The 14,966-nt window shown below is 71.4% G+C and carries 16 protein-coding genes and 1 pseudogene; 3 read left to right on the top strand and 14 right to left on the bottom strand.

What is annotated here, in order from left to right; genetic code table 11:
* The 5 genes from ACFZDI_RS15665 to ACFZDI_RS15645 form a co-directional block, all read right to left on the bottom strand.
* Positions 1 to 180 carry a hypothetical protein gene (locus ACFZDI_RS15665; protein WP_221758929.1) on the bottom strand — a complete coding sequence of 60 codons (180 nt, stop codon included), beginning with the start codon at positions 178 to 180 and terminating at the stop codon, positions 1 to 3.
* A gap of 81 nt (positions 181 to 261) precedes the next feature.
* Positions 262 to 1,212 carry a cytochrome c oxidase assembly protein gene (locus ACFZDI_RS15660; protein ID WP_234749445.1) on the bottom strand — a complete coding sequence of 317 codons (951 nt, stop codon included), beginning with the start codon at positions 1,210 to 1,212 and terminating at the stop codon, positions 262 to 264.
* Between the two features lie 163 nt (positions 1,213 to 1,375).
* Positions 1,376 to 2,401 carry a 6-phosphofructokinase gene (locus ACFZDI_RS15655; protein WP_234749446.1) on the bottom strand — a complete coding sequence of 342 codons (1,026 nt, stop codon included), beginning with the start codon at positions 2,399 to 2,401 and terminating at the stop codon, positions 1,376 to 1,378.
* Positions 2,402 to 2,604: 203 nt separating this feature from the next.
* Entirely contained in the window at positions 2,605 to 3,333 is a 729-nt protein-coding gene (locus ACFZDI_RS15650; protein ID WP_234749448.1) for a type 1 glutamine amidotransferase, read from the bottom strand.
* A gap of 23 nt (positions 3,334 to 3,356) precedes the next feature.
* Positions 3,357 to 4,595: a MurT ligase domain-containing protein gene (locus tag ACFZDI_RS15645; RefSeq protein WP_033307230.1), complete on the bottom strand. Its 1,239-nt coding sequence runs from the start codon at positions 4,593 to 4,595 to the stop codon at positions 3,357 to 3,359.
* A 158-nt stretch (positions 4,596 to 4,753) separates the two neighbouring features.
* Here ACFZDI_RS15645 and def point away from each other — a divergent pair, with 158 nt between their 5' ends.
* Positions 4,754 to 5,293, top strand: a complete 540-nt coding sequence (gene def, locus ACFZDI_RS15640) for a peptide deformylase (RefSeq protein ID WP_234749450.1) — start codon at positions 4,754 to 4,756, stop codon at positions 5,291 to 5,293.
* 96 nt (positions 5,294 to 5,389) lie between these two features.
* Here def and ACFZDI_RS15635 read toward each other — a convergent pair whose 3' ends face one another.
* Positions 5,390 to 6,034, bottom strand: a complete 645-nt coding sequence (locus tag ACFZDI_RS15635; RefSeq protein ID WP_234749452.1) for a TetR family transcriptional regulator — start codon at positions 6,032 to 6,034, stop codon at positions 5,390 to 5,392.
* Between the two features lie 172 nt (positions 6,035 to 6,206).
* Between ACFZDI_RS15635 and ACFZDI_RS15630 the strand changes: the two genes are divergently transcribed.
* Positions 6,207 to 7,433, top strand: coding sequence for an acyl-CoA dehydrogenase family protein (locus ACFZDI_RS15630; RefSeq protein WP_391250890.1), 1,227 nt, complete (start codon positions 6,207 to 6,209; stop codon positions 7,431 to 7,433).
* On the opposite strand, the gene ACFZDI_RS15625 is transcribed toward ACFZDI_RS15630, so the two are convergent.
* The 8 genes and pseudogenes from ACFZDI_RS15625 to ACFZDI_RS15590 form a co-directional block, all read right to left on the bottom strand.
* Complete coding sequence (locus ACFZDI_RS15625; protein ID WP_391250888.1) at positions 7,430 to 7,951, bottom strand: cupin domain-containing protein; 522 nt, start codon at positions 7,949 to 7,951, stop codon at positions 7,430 to 7,432. The two genes, ACFZDI_RS15630 and ACFZDI_RS15625, sit on opposite strands and share 4 nt — an antisense overlap.
* A 7-nt stretch (positions 7,952 to 7,958) precedes the next feature.
* The gene (locus ACFZDI_RS15620; protein ID WP_234749457.1) at positions 7,959 to 8,108 is read right to left on the bottom strand and encodes a hypothetical protein; all 150 of its coding nucleotides are present in this window, start codon (positions 8,106 to 8,108) and stop codon (positions 7,959 to 7,961) included.
* A gap of 1 nt (position 8,109) precedes the next feature.
* Positions 8,110 to 9,174 (bottom strand): annotated as a pseudogene (locus ACFZDI_RS15615) (type III polyketide synthase); the annotation flags it as partial.
* A 143-nt stretch (positions 9,175 to 9,317) separates the two neighbouring features.
* Positions 9,318 to 9,554 (bottom strand): DUF6213 family protein, encoded by a 237-nt coding sequence (locus ACFZDI_RS15610; RefSeq protein WP_234749462.1) that lies wholly within the window; start codon positions 9,552 to 9,554, stop codon positions 9,318 to 9,320.
* Positions 9,555 to 9,579: 25 nt separating this feature from the next.
* The gene (locus ACFZDI_RS15605) at positions 9,580 to 10,965 is read right to left on the bottom strand and encodes an NADP-dependent succinic semialdehyde dehydrogenase (protein ID WP_234749465.1); all 1,386 of its coding nucleotides are present in this window, start codon (positions 10,963 to 10,965) and stop codon (positions 9,580 to 9,582) included.
* Between the two features lie 76 nt (positions 10,966 to 11,041).
* Complete coding sequence (locus ACFZDI_RS15600) at positions 11,042 to 11,503, bottom strand: NUDIX domain-containing protein (RefSeq protein WP_234749467.1); 462 nt, start codon at positions 11,501 to 11,503, stop codon at positions 11,042 to 11,044.
* On the bottom strand, positions 11,500 to 13,038 hold the full coding sequence (locus tag ACFZDI_RS15595; RefSeq protein ID WP_391250884.1) for an ATP-dependent DNA ligase: 1,539 nt from the start codon (positions 13,036 to 13,038) through the stop codon (positions 11,500 to 11,502). Before ACFZDI_RS15595 ends, ACFZDI_RS15600 begins: the two co-directional genes overlap by 4 nt.
* 162 nt (positions 13,039 to 13,200) lie before the next feature.
* Complete coding sequence (locus tag ACFZDI_RS15590) at positions 13,201 to 14,133, bottom strand: FAD-dependent oxidoreductase (protein WP_391250882.1); 933 nt, start codon at positions 14,131 to 14,133, stop codon at positions 13,201 to 13,203.
* A 77-nt stretch (positions 14,134 to 14,210) separates the two neighbouring features.
* Here ACFZDI_RS15590 and ACFZDI_RS15585 point away from each other — a divergent pair, with 77 nt between their 5' ends.
* A complete protein-coding gene (locus ACFZDI_RS15585) occupies positions 14,211 to 14,783 on the top strand; it encodes a cupin domain-containing protein (RefSeq protein ID WP_391250880.1) in 573 nt (190 codons plus the stop codon).
* Positions 14,784 to 14,966: the final 183 nt, after the last annotated feature.

The raw sequence follows: 14,966 nt of genomic DNA, 5'->3' as shown, positions 1-14,966 counted from the left end.
TCAGGTGCTGCGCGTGGTGACCACCAGTCCCAGGGTGATCAGACCCAGGACGACCCAGCCGAACCACAGCCAGCCGTTGCTCCCGAGCGCCACCGTGTAGGCCGTCACCACGACCAGCCCGCCCAGTGTGAGCGCTCCCATGGTCTTCGTCGCGTTGGAACCGTTCGTGGAACCGGGCATCGCAACACCCCTCCTCATGGTCCGGTCCCTCCATGGTGCCCGGCGGACGCCCGGCGCGCACGGCCCGTACCGAAGTGGTCCTCAGCGCCCCTGTGTGTTCAGCGAGGCCAGATAGGCGTTGTACGCCTCCAGCTCCTTGTCCCCGTCGCGGTCGGCGGCCCGGTCGGTGCGCCGGGCCTGTCGCTGGTCCGAGGCGTACCACTGGAACAGCAGGGCCACCAGCACCAGCACGGAGGGGATCTCGCTGAACGCCCAGGCGATGCCGCCCGCCGCGTTCTGGTCGGACAGCGCCTCGATGCCGAGCGAGCCGGGCGGGTTCTTGAACGTCTCGACCATCGGCTCGGACGCCATCATCAGCGCGATCCCGAAGAACGCGTGGAAGGGCATGCCCGCGAACAGCTCCAGCATCCGCATCAGGTAGCCCGGGCGGTGCGGACCCGGGTCCACGCCCATGATCGGCCAGAAGAACACCAGGCCGACGGCGAGGAAGTGCACCATCATCGCGATGTGGCCCGCCTTGGAGCCCATCAGGGTGTCGAAGAGGGGCGTGAAGTACAGCCCGTAGAGGCTCGCGATGAACAGCGGGATCGTGAACGCCGGGTGCGTGACGATGCGCATGTACCGGCTGTGCAGGAACATCAGCAGCAGCTCACGCGGCCCCTTGCGGCCCCGCCCCGCCGTGGGCAGCGCCCGCAGCGCCAGCGTGATCGGCGCCCCGAGCAGGATGAGGATGGGCGACACCATGCTGATGACCATGTGCTGCACCATGTGCACGCTGAACATGACCATGCCGTAGTCGTTCAGCCCGGTGCACATCATGAGCACGATGCTCAGCACGCCCAGGACGAACGCGACCGTACGGCCCACGGGCCACTTGTCCCCGCGCCTCACGAGCCGCACGACACCCCACCCGTACAGGGCCAGCCCGGCCAGGCACGCGACGAGGAAGAACGGGTCCGCCGACCACTCCAGACCTCGGCCCAGCGTGAACGGCGGCAGATCCATGGTCATGCCGTGCCCGCTGTGATCCATTCCGCCGGCTCCTGTTTCGTGGGGGTGTGCAGCAAGTTGTCCGCCCACAAGAGTAGAACCGCCCCCGGTCAGCGTGATGACCGGGGGCGGTACGACGCCTCAGGGGCGCGGGCAACTGCGCGAGCAACCACCTACGACCCGCACCCGGCAGATCGGCTCGGTCTCAGAGAACAGTCTCCGCCTCGGCGTACCGCTCGTCCGGCACGGTCTTCAGCGTCTTGACGGCCTCGGCCAACGACACCATCACTATGTCGGTCCCCTGCAGCGCCGTCATCTGCCCGAACTCCCCGCGGTGCACCGCCTCCACCGCATGCCACCCGAACCGCGTGGCCAGCACCCGGTCGTAGGCGGTGGGCGTCCCCCCACGCTGCACGTGCCCGAGAATGACCGGCCGCGCCTCCTTGCCGAGGCGCCCCTCCAGCTCCACGGACAGCTGCCGGGCGATCCCGGCGAACCGCTCGTGCCCGTAGATGTCCTTGCCGCCCTCGTCGAACTCCATGGTCCCGGCGCGGGGCTTCGCCCCCTCCGCCGCCACGACGATCGCGAAGCGCTTGCCGGCCTCGAACCGCTCGCCGACCCTCCTGGTCAGCTCCTCTATGTCGAAGGGCCGCTCGGGGACGACGATGGCGTGCGCACCGGCCGCCATGCCGGAGTGCAGGGCGATCCAGCCGGTGTGCCGGCCCATGACCTCCACCACCAGGACCCGCTGGTGGGACTCGGCGGTGGTCTTCAGCCGGTCCAGGGCCTCCGTCGCCACGCCCACGGCCGTGTCGAAGCCGAAGGTGACGTCCGTGACGGCGATGTCGTTGTCGATGGTCTTCGGCACACCCACGACGGGCAGCCCGCTGTCCGACATCAGCCGCGCGGCCTTGAGCGTGCCCTCCCCGCCGATGGGGATGATCGCGTCGAGGCCGAGCTCCTCGACATGGCCCTTGGCCCGCTCCACGCCGTCCCGCAGATGGGAGGGCTGGACCCGGGAGGAGCCGAGGATGGTGCCGCCGCGGGCGAGGATGCCGCCCACCGCGTCGAGGTCGAGCTTGAGGTAGTCGCACTCCAGGAGGCCCTTCCAGCCGTCCCGGAAGCCGATGACCTCGTCGCCGTGGTCGACGACGGCACGGTGCACGACGGACCGGATGACGGCGTTCAGGCCGGGGCAGTCGCCGCCGGACGTGAGGACACCAATGCGCATAGCCCGAAATACCTTCTCAACGTGGGCCGGGGACCGGACCACGTTGTCCGGCTGGAATCCCCGCCACCCTAGCGGCATCGAGGGCCCGGACCGAAGCACGCGTCCGCCTGCTGGACGACCCCGCTCACCTGTGCGGATGGGCCGTCATACGGGCTGTTGACCAGCGGGTTGACGCGTGCTGCGCGTACGCTGCGGCGCTGTGCTCAGGCGGGCTGCTGAGCAGCGGCGATGCGCTCGTTGCGCAGCGCCTCGTACCAGCGGTCGTCGGTCGGCGGCAGCGCGTTGACGTCGAGGGCCAGCTTCAGCAGCAGGTCCGCGATCAGCGGGTTGCGAGCGAGCACCGGACCGTGCATGTACGTGCCGAAGACGGTGTCGTTGTACGCGCCCTCCGTGCCGTCGCCCGTGCCGTTGCCGTTGCCGAATCGCACCCGGGCGAGCGGGCGGGCGGTGGGGCCGAGGTGGGTGACGCCCTGGTGGTTCTCGAAGCCCGTCAGCGGGGGCAGGCCGAGACGCTGGTCGATGTCGCCCAGCACGTCACCGACGCACCGTGCGCCCTCGCCGCGCACCGACACCACGTCCAGCAGCCCGAGGCCGGGCTCGCGCTGGCCGAGGTCGTTGATGAACTCGTGGCCGAGGATCTGGTAGCCGGCGCACACCGAGAACACGATGGCGCCGTTCTCCACGGCCCGGGTCAGTCCGCCGTCCCGGCGCAGGCGCTCGGCGGCGAGCCGCTGCGGCCGGTCCTCACCGCCGCCGATCAGGTAGATGTCGCCGGAGGTCGGGATCGGCTGGTCGCTGCGCACGTCCAGCCGGGCCACGTCCAGGCCGCGCTGCTGGGCCCGGCGTTCGACGACGAGGACGTTGCCCTGGTCGCCGTAGGTGCTGAGCAGGTCGGGATAGATCCAGACGACCCGCAGTTGGTTGTCGCTCACAAAAGTCCCCTGACGTCTCGTGCTCAGTTGCCGACCCGGCGGCGCAGGTCCTGGAACGCCGTGTAGTTGGCGATGACCTCGATTCGGCCCGGCGGGCACGCCGCCACGGCCTGGTCGAGGTTCTCGTAGACCTGGAAGTGCTGGTCGGCGACCTCCAGGCGCACCGCCAGGTCCAGCCGCCGGTCGCCGACGACACAGATCGGGTGGCCGGTCAGGCGCGAGTAGTCGACGTCCCACAGCCAGGAGGTGTCGGTGCCGTCGGCGGAGCGCGCGTTCACCGACAGGATGACCGGGGTGGGCGGCGGGTCGATCAGGGAGAACGTCTCCAGCCAGCCGGCCGGGTTCTTCGCCAGCAGCAGCCGCAGGTCGCGGCCCTGGAACTGGACGACGTCGTAGCGCCCGGCCACCGCCTGCACCTGGTACATGCGCTCCAGCGCGACCTGCGGCGGCACCCCGAACACGGCGGCGACGGCGGCCGAGGAGGCGGCGTTGGCCTTGTTGGCGCGGCCGGGCAGCTGGAGGTGGATCGGCCAGGCCGAGCCGTGCGGGTCGAGTACGTGGTCCCCGGAGAGCGCCCAGCTCGGAGTGGGGCGGCGGAAGCCGCACTCGCCGCAGAACCAGTCGTCACCGGGGCGCTGCATCACGCCACCGCACGACGGGCAGGACCAGGCGTCGTCCTTCCACATCTGCCCGGCGGCGACCCAGATCACGTTGGGGGAGGACGACGCCGCCCACACCACCAGCGGGTCGTCGCAGTTGGCCACGACCACGGCCTTGGAACCCGCGAGTCCCTCCCGCCAGTTCTCGGCGAGCATGCGGGTCTCGGCGGCGCGGTCGAGCTGGTCGCGCGAGAGGTTGAGCAGGGCGATGCACTTCGGGGCGGTGTCCCGGGCGACGCCGGCGAGGTACTTCTCGTCGACCTCGATGACGCCGTAGCGGGCGTCCGAGCTGCCGGCGAGGGCCGAGGTGATGCCGGCCGGCATGTTGGCGCCGAGCGCGTTGGAGACGACCGGTCCCGCCGCGCGCAGGGCCTCGGCGATGAGCCGGGTGGTGGTGGTCTTGCCGTTCGTCGCGGAGACCAGGATCACGTCCAGGTTCTGCGCGAGCCGGGCGAGCAGGTCGGGGTCGAGTTTCAGCGCGACCCGGCCGCCGATCACCGAACCGCTGCCGCGCCCTGCGGCGCGTGACGCCGCCGCGACCGCCTTGCCCGCGGTCACGGCCAGCTTGGCCCGCGGCGAGAGCGGGTCCGAGTTGCCTGCCATCAGTTCTCGATCCTCCTTGCGTACGCGCCGCGCCTTGAAGCCTGACGGCCACGTGGTGTGGACCTCAGCCTATCGAGATCCATTCGCACTCCCGAACCATGGCACTGTGGCGAACTCGTGTGGGAGACGCGGACCGACAGGACCTTACTCTTGCCGCCATGCGACACAGCTCCATCCCCGGCGCCCACGGCCGCGTGAGACCCCTCACCCTGCACGGCGACCCGCTCCTGCACTCGCCCTGCGCGGAGGTCACCGACTTCGGCCCCGAACTGGCCCGGCTCGTCGAGGACTTGTTCGCGACGATGTACGCCGTCCAGGGCGTCGGCCTCGCCGCCAACCAGGTCGGCGAACGGCTGCGGGTCTTCGTCTACGACTGCCCGGACGACGAGGACGTCCGCCATGTGGGCCATGTGGTCAATCCCCGTCTGACCGAGGCGGACGGCGTCGTGATCCGGGGGCCCGAGGGCTGCCTGTCCCTTCCGGGCCTGGAAGCGGGCACCGAACGCCACGACCACGCGGTCGTCGAGGGCTTCACGGTGACGGGAGAACCCGTCACCGTCCACGGCACGGGCTTCTTCGCCCGCTGCCTGCAGCACGAGTGCGACCACATGGAGGGCCGGATCTTCGCGGACCACCTGACGGGCTGGCGCCGCCGCAGACTGATGCGCCAGGTGGCCCGGGCTTCGTGGAACGCCTGAGTGCCCTCGCCCGCAGGGGCGCGGGGCTGTTTCAGCATGCGGCTCCGCCGCGTGGGCGCGACCAGCCCCCACCGGCCCTCACGCGGCACCAAACGGTCAGAACCCCGGACCGCCGACCCGGTCCGCCACGGCCGCGAGCCGCCCCCACAGCAGATCGGCCAGACTCCGCACCAACTCCGCACGGGAGCAGGGCCGTTCCCCCAGCCACCAGTCGCCGGCCGCGTGCATCATGCCGACGATCCCGTGCCCCCAGACCCGCGCCAGCTGCTGCCCGCCCGGCCCGAGATCCAGCCGCTCCTCGATGACCTGCGCCAGCTCCTCGCCCATCCGCCGCAACAACGGCGCGCTGTGCTTGCCGACGTCGAACCCCTGGTCCCCGGGCCCGCCGCCCTCCGCCGGGTGCATCAGGAACCGGTACACCTGGGGCCGCGCCTCGATCGCCGCGAGGTAGGTGTCCAGCGTGGCCTCGACCCGCTCCCGGCGGTCCGCCGGCGCGTCGAGCGCGGCCCGCAGCGAGTCCAGCAGGGCGTCCGTGTGCCGCGTGGCGAGAGCGGCGTACAGTCCGCCCTTGTCGCCGAAGTGCCGGTAGAGAATCGGCTTGGTGATGCCGGCCTCCGCCGCGATCGCGTTCATCGACGCCTGCGGTCCGTCGCGCAGCACCACCCGGTCGGCAGCCTCCAGCAGCTCACGCCGGCGGCGGTCGGCGGACCGTTGCTGATCGGTCCGCTGCGTGGTGTCCATGGTCTCTCCCCACCCGTGCTGTTTCCATGACGCCTGCGAAAACTAACACTGAAGCGTGCCCCCGACACCGAACGGGTGCCGACCGGTCGGTAGGAGTTGACTTCGACTACCCGCCGGTAACAGACTGCTGTTACCGCAAGTAACATGCACGTGTGCCGCTGGAGGGGACGACATGGCCGAGTTCACCATGGAGCTCAACGACGAACAGAAGGAGGTCCGGGACTGGCTGCACGGCTTCGCGGCCGACGTCATCCGCCCCGCGGCCGCCGAATGGGACGAGCGTGAGGAGACTCCCTGGCCGGTCATCCAGGAGGCAGCCAAGGTCGGCATCTACTCCCTGGACTTCTACGCCCAGCAGTACTTCGACCCCACCGGTCTCGGCATCCCCATGGCGATGGAGGAACTGTTCTGGGGCGACGCCGGCATAGCCCTGTCCATCGTCGGCACCGGCCTCGCAGCCGTCGGCGTCCTAGCCAATGGCACCGAGGAGCAGATCGGCACCTGGATCCCGCAGATGTACGGCGACGCGGGTGACGTCAAGGTCGCCGCCTTCTGCTCCTCCGAGCCCGACGCCGGCTCCGACGTGGCCTCCATGCGCACCCGGGCCGTGTACGACGAGGCCAAGGACGAGTGGGTGCTCAACGGCACCAAGACCTGGGCGACCAACGGCGGCATCGCCAACGTCCACGTCGTCGTCGCGGTCGTCGACGCCGAGCTCGGCTCCAAGGGGCACGCCTCCTTCATCGTCCCGCCGGGGACGCCGGGTCTGTCGCAGGGGCAGAAGTTCAAGAAGCACGGCATCCGCGCCTCGCACACCGCCGAGGTCATCCTCGACCACGTGCGTGTTCCCGGCTCCTGCCTGCTCGGCGGCAAGGAGAAGCTGGACGAGCGGCTGGCCCGGGCGCGGGAGAGGGCCAGGCAGGGCGGGGAGCGGGTGAAGAACGCGGCGATGGCCACGTTCGAGGCGTCCCGGCCCGCGGTCGGCGCCATGGCGGTGGGCACCGCCCGCGCCGCCTACGAGGTCGCCCTCGACTACGCGAAGACACGCGAGCAGTTCGGCCGGCCGATCATCGACAACCAGGGGGTCGCCTTCCAGCTAGCTGACATGCGCACCTCCATCGACGCGGCCCGGCTGCTGGTGTGGCGCGCTTCCTGGATGGCCGTCAACGGCAAGCCGTTCACGGCGGCGGAGGGCTCGATGTCCAAACTGTTCGCGAGCGAGACGGCCAAGAAGGTCACGGCCCAGGCGATCCAGATCCTCGGCGGCAACGGCTACACGCGGGAGTACCCCGTGGAGCGGATGCACCGGGACGCGGCCATCTACACCATCTTCGAGGGCACGAGCGAGATCCAGCGGCTGGTCATCGCCCGCACCCTCGCCGGTGTGCCCCTCCGCTAACGGTGCCTGAGCGGCGTCAGCTGCTCGATGTCGTAGCGCGCCCGTAGTTCCCCGATGGCCGCCTGGTCCGGCGGGCCCCCGCTGCCGAGGAGCTCCAGCAGTTCCTCGAAGTACCGCTCGTGGTCGGGCGGCGGGCTCGCCTGGAAGAACATCTTCGCCGGTGTGTCGGTGGGGTTGGCGAACGCGTGCGGGCACCCCGGGGGCACGGCGATCACCGTCCCCGGTGTCGCCCGGACCACCCGGTGTCCCGCGGGGGACTCCCACTCCCGCCAGTTGTCGGGTGTGCGGATGCGGGGCTCGAAGGCGAGGACGTCCAGCTCACCCTCGAGCACGTAGAACAACTCCTCGCTGCGCGTGTGCACGTGAGCGCCCACGTCGAAGCCCGGGGGCACGACCACCTCGAACGTGGAGGCCGTCCGGGAGTGCGTGCCGGTCACCTTGAAGGTGACACGCTGGGCGGAGGTCTCCATGATCCGGCCGTGGCCGGGTGGGACGAACAGCCCTTCCGTCGCGGTCATCGACGCCTCACCAGGTCACGGGCAGGGCCTCGGGCCCGGTGCCCGGGCCCTCGGCCATCACACCGTGCAGCTCCGGTCCGAGACCGCCGCCGGACGGGCCCGGCGAGGACCGGTCCCGGACCGGGGGAGGGCCTTCGCAGATCGTCTCTTCGCCCATGTCACATCGTCTCGTCCGCGCCGTGCCAGCGGCCCAGGGCCATCTCGGCGGTGATACCGGGCCCGAACCCGGCGAGCAGCCCGCGGGCCCCCTGCTCGGCGCCGCCCTCGTCGAACAGCCGGCGCAGCGCGTCCAGGACGACGGCGCTGGCGATGTTGCCGTACTCGGTGAGGGTGGCCCGGCTGAACCGGAAGGCGTGCGGCTCGACCCGCAGGAAGGTGCTCAGGTCGTCGAGGATGCGGGGGCCGCCCGCGTGGACGATGTAGAAGTCCAGGTCGGAGGCGTCCCACCCGTGATCCCCGGTGAGGTCCCGCAACACCGGCGCGAGCGGCTCCATCGTCCCAGGGACCCGCTTGTCCAGCAGGAAGTGGAAGCCGGTCGCCTTCACGTCGTACGTGATCCAGTCCTCGGTCTTGGGCACCAGGTACGAGCCGTTGCGCTCCAGCCGGATGCCCTCGCCGCCGCGGCCGCGGACCACGGCGGCGGCGATGCCGTCACCGAACAGGCCGTTCGACAGCAACGAGCCGACGCCGATGTCGGTGGGCTGATAGCACAGCGAGCAGAACTCGCACGCCACGATCAGCACGTTGGCCCCCGGGTAGGCCGTGCAGAAGTCGTGGGCCCGGTTGACGGCCGCGCCGCCGCCCGCACAGCCGAGCTGAGCGATCGGCAACTGCCGGGTCGTCGGCTCGAAGCCCATTTCGTTGATCAGCCAGGCCGTCAGCGAGGGCATCATGAAGCCCGTGCACGACACGTAGACGATCAGGTCCACTTCGGTGGTGAGCAGCTCGGCGTCGTCGAGCGCCCGCTGGACGACGGCGGGCACCCGGGCCTTCGCCTCGGCCTCGTACCGCTTGTTGCGGTCCTCGAACCCGGGGTGCCTCAGCGTCTCCTCGATGGGCTGCACGATGTGCCGCGTGCGCACCCCGGTGTTCTCGATCAGACGTAGGGCCAGCGGCAGTTGGGGGTGCCCGGCGTGACGCTCACGCGCCAGTTCCAGGGTCTCCTCCATCGTGATCACGTGCTCCGGAACGGACACCGAGGGTCTGCACAAAGTCGCCATGAGCCGCGCCTGCTTTCGCCGCCCGGAAGGCCCTGAGCCCCCCGGTCAGAAGTGGGTCACCTCAAGGGGTGGTCCACTTACGATCACCCCCCGGTACGCCGACTTCGCGCGGAGCTACTCCGTACCGGGGACGCCGTGTTCCGGACTCAGGTCGCGGTCCCACTGCTGTGCGCGATACAGGCCACGTCGATCCGATCGGCCAGCTTGGCCAGCTCGATGGCCAACTCGGCGACGGTGTCCTCGTCCAGTCCCGATTCCCCGCCCTCCACGAGCCGCACCCACCGGCCCCCCACCGTCCGCAAGAGCTTGCTGACATCCGCCGCAGTCACCTGGAGGGTCCCGCGGTCGTCGACGATCAGAGGCAGAGTCACTTCGCGGTTCACAGACGGGATCGTAGCCCCGCAACACTCACGCACCATGCCAAACAGTGGTGATGTTGCAGAACTCGCGGATTCCGTGCCCGGACAGCTCACGCCCGTAGCCGGACCGCTTCACGCCGCCGAACGGGAACGCCGGGTGGGACGCCGTCATGCCGTTGAAGAACACCCCGCCGGCCTCCAGATCCCGTACGAACCGGTCGACCTCCGCCTCGTCCCGCGTCCACACGTTCGAACTCAGTCCGAACGGCGAGTCGTTCGCGATCAGCACGGCCTCGTCCACGTCGGCCGCCCGGTAGAGCGTGGCGACCGGCCCGAACGCCTCCTCGCGGTGGATCCGCATCTCGCGGGTGATGCCGGCGAGGATCGTCGGCGTGTAGTACCAGCCGGGCCCGTCCGGCCGTTCGCCGCCGCACAGCACCTGCGCGCCGCCGCGCACGGCGTCGTCGACCAGTTCCTCCAGGTCACGCAGTCCCTGCTCGCTGGAGAGCGGCCCGACCTGGGTGTCGTCGGCCAGGGGGTCGCCGACCTTCAGCGCCTTCATGCCCTCGGCGAACCGCTCGGCGAACGCGTCGTAGACGTCCGTGTGCACGATGAACCGCTTCGCGGCGATGCAGGACTGCCCGGTGTTCTGCACCCGCGCGGTCACCGCCACCTCGGCGGCCCGGCCGATGTCGGCGGAGGGCATGACGACGAACGGGTCGCTGCCGCCCAGTTCCAGCACCGTCTTCTTGATCATCTCGCCGGCGGTGGAGGCGACCGCGCGGCCCGCGGGCTCGCTGCCGGTGAGCGTGGCGGCCTTGACGCGCTCGTCGCGCAGGATCTCGTCGACCGCGGCGGACCCGATCAGCAGGGTCTGGAAGGTGCCCTCCGTGAAGCCCGCCCGGTGGAAGAGGTCCTCCAGGTAGAGGGCGGTCTGCGGCACGTTCGAGGCGTGCTTGAGCAGGCCCACGTTGCCCGCCATCAGCGCGGGCGCGGCGAACCGGACCACCTGCCACAGCGGGAAGTTCCACGGCATCACCGCCAGCACCGGGCCGAGCGGCCGGTAGCGCACCCGCACGCGCGAGGCGCCGGAGTCCTTCACGTCGGAGTCGGCGGGCTCCTCGTCGGCGAGCAGCTCCTCCGCGTGGTCGGCATACCAGCGCATCGCCTTGGCGCACTTCGCCGCCTCGGCCCGGGCCTGCTGGATCGGCTTGCCCATCTCGGTGGTCATCACGCGGGCGATGTCCTGCTGGTCCTCATCGAGGAGGTCGGCGGCCCGGTGCAGCAGCCGGGCCCGCTCGTCGAAGGTCGTCGTCCGGTACGTGCGGAACGTGGCCTCCGCGAGCTGGAGCCGGCGCTCGATCTCCTGCTCGTCCATGGCCTCGTACGTCTTGAGCGTCTCGCCGTTCGCCGGGTTCACCGTTGCGATGGGCATGGCCGACCTCCCTCGGAGCGGGCTGTGTCTCGACCTTCCCGCGCGGCGGAGGGGACCGCAACGCGGGAATGTCTCCTCACCGGAGCGAGTGCTCCGCCAGCCGGTCGAGAAACGCCGCCTGTGCCTTCACGATCATCGCGCGGGCCCGGTCGAGTCCGAACCAGGCCACCCGGTCCAGTTCGGGGAACTCCTCCATCCGGCCGGATCTCGGCGGCCACTCCATCCGGAACGTGCCGGGTGTGATCGTCGCCGGATCCAGGTCCGCCCGGACCGCCCAGGCCGTGACGATCTTGCCGTTGGTCTGCCGGACCTCGCCGAGGTCGATGGGGTCGCCGTCGGGCGGGGGCAGACCCAGTTCCTCCTGGAACTCGCGGCGGGCGGCTTCCCAGGCGGGCTCGTCCGGCTCGTACTCACCCTTGACCACCGTCCACGCCCCGGCGTCACGGCGGGCGAAGAAGGGGCCGCCCATATGGCCGAGCAGCACCTCGACGCCGTCGCCGGCGGGGCGGAAGAGCAGCAGGCCGGCGCTGCGCTTCACGGCCTCACCTCCGGGTGCGCGGCGAGCAGCGTCTCGACCGTGTCGGCGTCCTCGGGGCGCTTGTCCTCCCGGTAGCGGATCACCCGGGCGAAGCGCAGCGTGACACCGGCCGGGTAGCGGGTGGAGCGCTGCAGGCCGTCGTAGGCGATCTCGACGACGAGTTCCGGGCGGACCCTCACCACGTAGTCGTCGGTCTCCACGGCGAGCTGCTGGAGGCGCTCGGTCTGCCAGGTGAGCATCGCGTCGGTCATGCCCTTGAACGTCTTGCCGAGCATGGCGAGGCCGCCGTCGGCGGTGCGGGCGCCCAGGTGGAGATTGGACAGCTTGCCGGTGCGGCGGCCGTGTCCCCACTCGGCGGCCAGGACGACCAGGTCGAGGGTGTGCACGGGCTTCACCTTCAGCCAGGAGGCCCCGCGCCGGCCCGCGCTGTACGGAGCGTCGAGCGCCTTGGCGACGACGCCCTCGTGGCCGTGCTTCAGCGTCTCGGCGAGGAAGTCCTCCGCCGTGGGCGTGTCGACGGACCCGGACACCAGCGCGCGCCGCACCCGCATCGGCTCGGGCACCAGACGGGCCAGCTCGGCGTGCCGCTCGGCGAACGGCAGGTCGAGCAGGTCGTGGCCGTCCACGGACAGCGCGTCGAAGAAGACGGGGGAGACCGGCACGGCACGGGCGGCCGTCGCCACGTCCGTGCGGGAGCCGACGCGGCCGGCGGTCTCCTGGAACGAGCGCGGGCGCCCGCCCTCGTCGAAGGAGATCACCTCGCCGTCCAGGATGAACCGCTCACCCCGCAACTCCAGCACGGCGGACGTCACTTCGGGCAGACGGTCGGTGATGTCGTCGAGCGTGCGGGTGTAGAGCCGCACGGTGTCGCCGTCGCGGTGCACCTGGACACGGATGCCGTCCAGCTTCTCCTCGACCGCGCAGGCGCCCAGCTTGTCCACCGCCTCGGCCACCGAGGAGGCGCTGTGCGCCAGCATCGGCAGCACCGGGCGGCCGACGGTCAGCCGGAAGCGCTCCAGGGCGGCCGGACCGTCGGCGAGCAGCGCCTCGGCCACCGCCTGGAGGGAGCCCGCGAGCATCACGGCCCGCCGCACGTCCGCCGACGGGGCACCGGTCGCCTGGGCCAGCCCTTCCACCGCGACCGCGTCCAGGGCGCCCTGGCGGACCTCGCCGGTGAGCAGCCCGAGCAGGAACCGCTGCTCGTCCTCGGTGGCGGCGCCCATCAACTCGCCGACCAGCCTGGTCCGTTCCGCCTGGGAGCCCGGGCCGGACACCTCGGCGAGCTCGGCCAGCCGGGCGTCGACCTCCCGCACGGTCAGGCCCGGCTCCGCCGCCGGGGCGACCGGGCGGCTCAGCACCTTCCAGCCGACGCCGATCCGGCCCTGCGGCAGCCGTCCCGCCAGGTACGGGATGACGATCGGCACGTCCTCCGCCTCGGCGTCCCGGAAGAGCTCCGCGAGCAGAGCCGTCTTGCGGGAGCGCGCCGAGGTGGCGGCGACCTCCTGGGACACTCGGGCCAGCCGGTGCAGCAGCATGCAGCCATGGTGCACCGAAGGTGGTGCCTCTACACCTGGGCGGTCGTGCCGGATCGGTCGTCGGTGTGCCCGACGACGCGTCGATGCCCTGCGGGGCGACCGCGCGGGCCCCGGCCGCGTGCCGGTACCTCTCCCGGGCGACCGCGCGGGTCTTTGACGTCTCTACACCCGGGCGGTCGCGTCGAGGTCGGTCATCAGCAGGTCTCCGACGATCGCCGACGCCGCCCGGTAGCCGCCGCTCGCCGCGTGCACGACCTGCTCGGCGAAGCCGATCGCGTTGCCCGCCGCCCACACGCCCGGCACGGTCGTCAGCCCGGTCGGATCGACCACCGGGTACGCGCCGAACGGCGTCTCGTGCAGCTCCGCACCCAGGCTCTCCAGCAGGCCGGTCTGCGGGACGGCCCGCGGGGCGAGGAACAGCACCGAGCGGGCGTGTGTCGTACCGTCGGCGAGCCGGACGCCGGTGAGCCGGTCGTCCTCGACCACCAGCCCCGCGACCTCCCCGGGCACCACCTCCACCCCGGCCGCGGCGAGCCGGCGCAGATCCTCGTCGGACAGCTCCTCCTCGGCGACCGTGTGCAGGAAGAACCGCACGTCCTTCGACCACTGGGACACCATCAGCGCCTGGTGCGCACTCGCCGGGCCGGTGGCCAGCACCCCGAACGGCCGGTCGCGCACCTCCCAGCCGTGGCAGAACGGGCAGTGGAGCACGTCCCGGCCGAACCGCTCGGCGACCCCGGCGACCGCGGGCAGCTCGTCTCTCAGCCCGGTCGCGACGACCAGCCGCCGGGCCCGCACGCTCCGGCCCCCGGCCAGCACCGCGGTGAAGTCCCCGTCCCCCTTCCGCACCTCCACCACCCGGTCCCGCACGAGCTCCACGCCGTAGCGGGTGATCTCCTCCCGGCCCTTCGCCAGGAACTCGGCGGGTGGCATGCCGTCCCGGGTCAGATAGCCCTGCATGTGCGCGGCCGGCGCGTTGCGCGGCTCACCGGCGTCGACCACCAGCGTGCGGTGCCGGGCCCGTCCCAGCACCAGCGCCGCCGACAGACCCGCCGTGCCCCCGCCGACGACGACCACCGCGTACTTCTCGGTCATGTGACCACCTCCGCTGCCGAGCGTCGCCCCGGCGCTGCGGGATTGACAAACGACTTTGCCGAACCTGCAATACGACCATGACGACGGACGAGGTACTCGCGGGCGTCGGCCCCCGGCTGCGGCAGATGCGAAAGGACCGGGAGGTGACCCTGGCGGCGCTCTCCGAGACCACCGGCATCTCCGTCAGCACCCTCTCGCGGCTGGAGTCCGGCCTGCGTAGACCCAGTCTCGAACTGCTGCTGCCCATCGCGCGCGCCCACCGGGTGGCGCTGGACGAACTGGTCGGCGCCCCGCCGGCCGATGATCCGCGCGTGCGCTCCAAGCCGATCGTGATGGGCGGGCGCACCCACTGGCCGCTCACCCGCCAGCCCGGCGGACTGCAGGCCTACAAGGTCCTCGAACCGAAGCGCAGACAGGAGCCGGACCTGCGCACCCACGAGGGCTACGAGTGGCTGTACGTGCTGTCCGGGAGGCTGCGCCTGGTGCTGGGCGAGCACGACGTGGTGCTCACGGCGGGGGAGGCCGCGGAGTTCGACACCCGGGTCCCGCACTGGTTCGGGTCGACGGGGGAGGGGCCGGTGGAGTTCCTGAGTTTGTTCGGGCCGCAGGGCGAGCGGATGCACGTACGGGCGCGGCCGAAGGGCGCGTGACGTACCCGGCGGGCCGAGGCGCGCATGACGTGCCTGGCGGGCCCGAAGCGCGCGTGACGTACCCGGCGGCCCCGGAACGCGCGTGACGTCCCCGGCGGGACTTTGCCCGGAGACTGTTCCCTGATCGGCAAGCGACCGCTTAGTATGCGAACCGACCCCGGTCAGACGAAGCAGTCCCCCGTG

The sequence above is a fragment of the Streptomyces sp. NPDC007907 genome, assembly GCF_042959365.1.
Classification (GTDB): domain Bacteria; phylum Actinomycetota; class Actinomycetes; order Streptomycetales; family Streptomycetaceae; genus Streptomyces; species Streptomyces indiaensis.
This window is presented reverse-complemented; position numbering and strand designations above follow the sequence as displayed.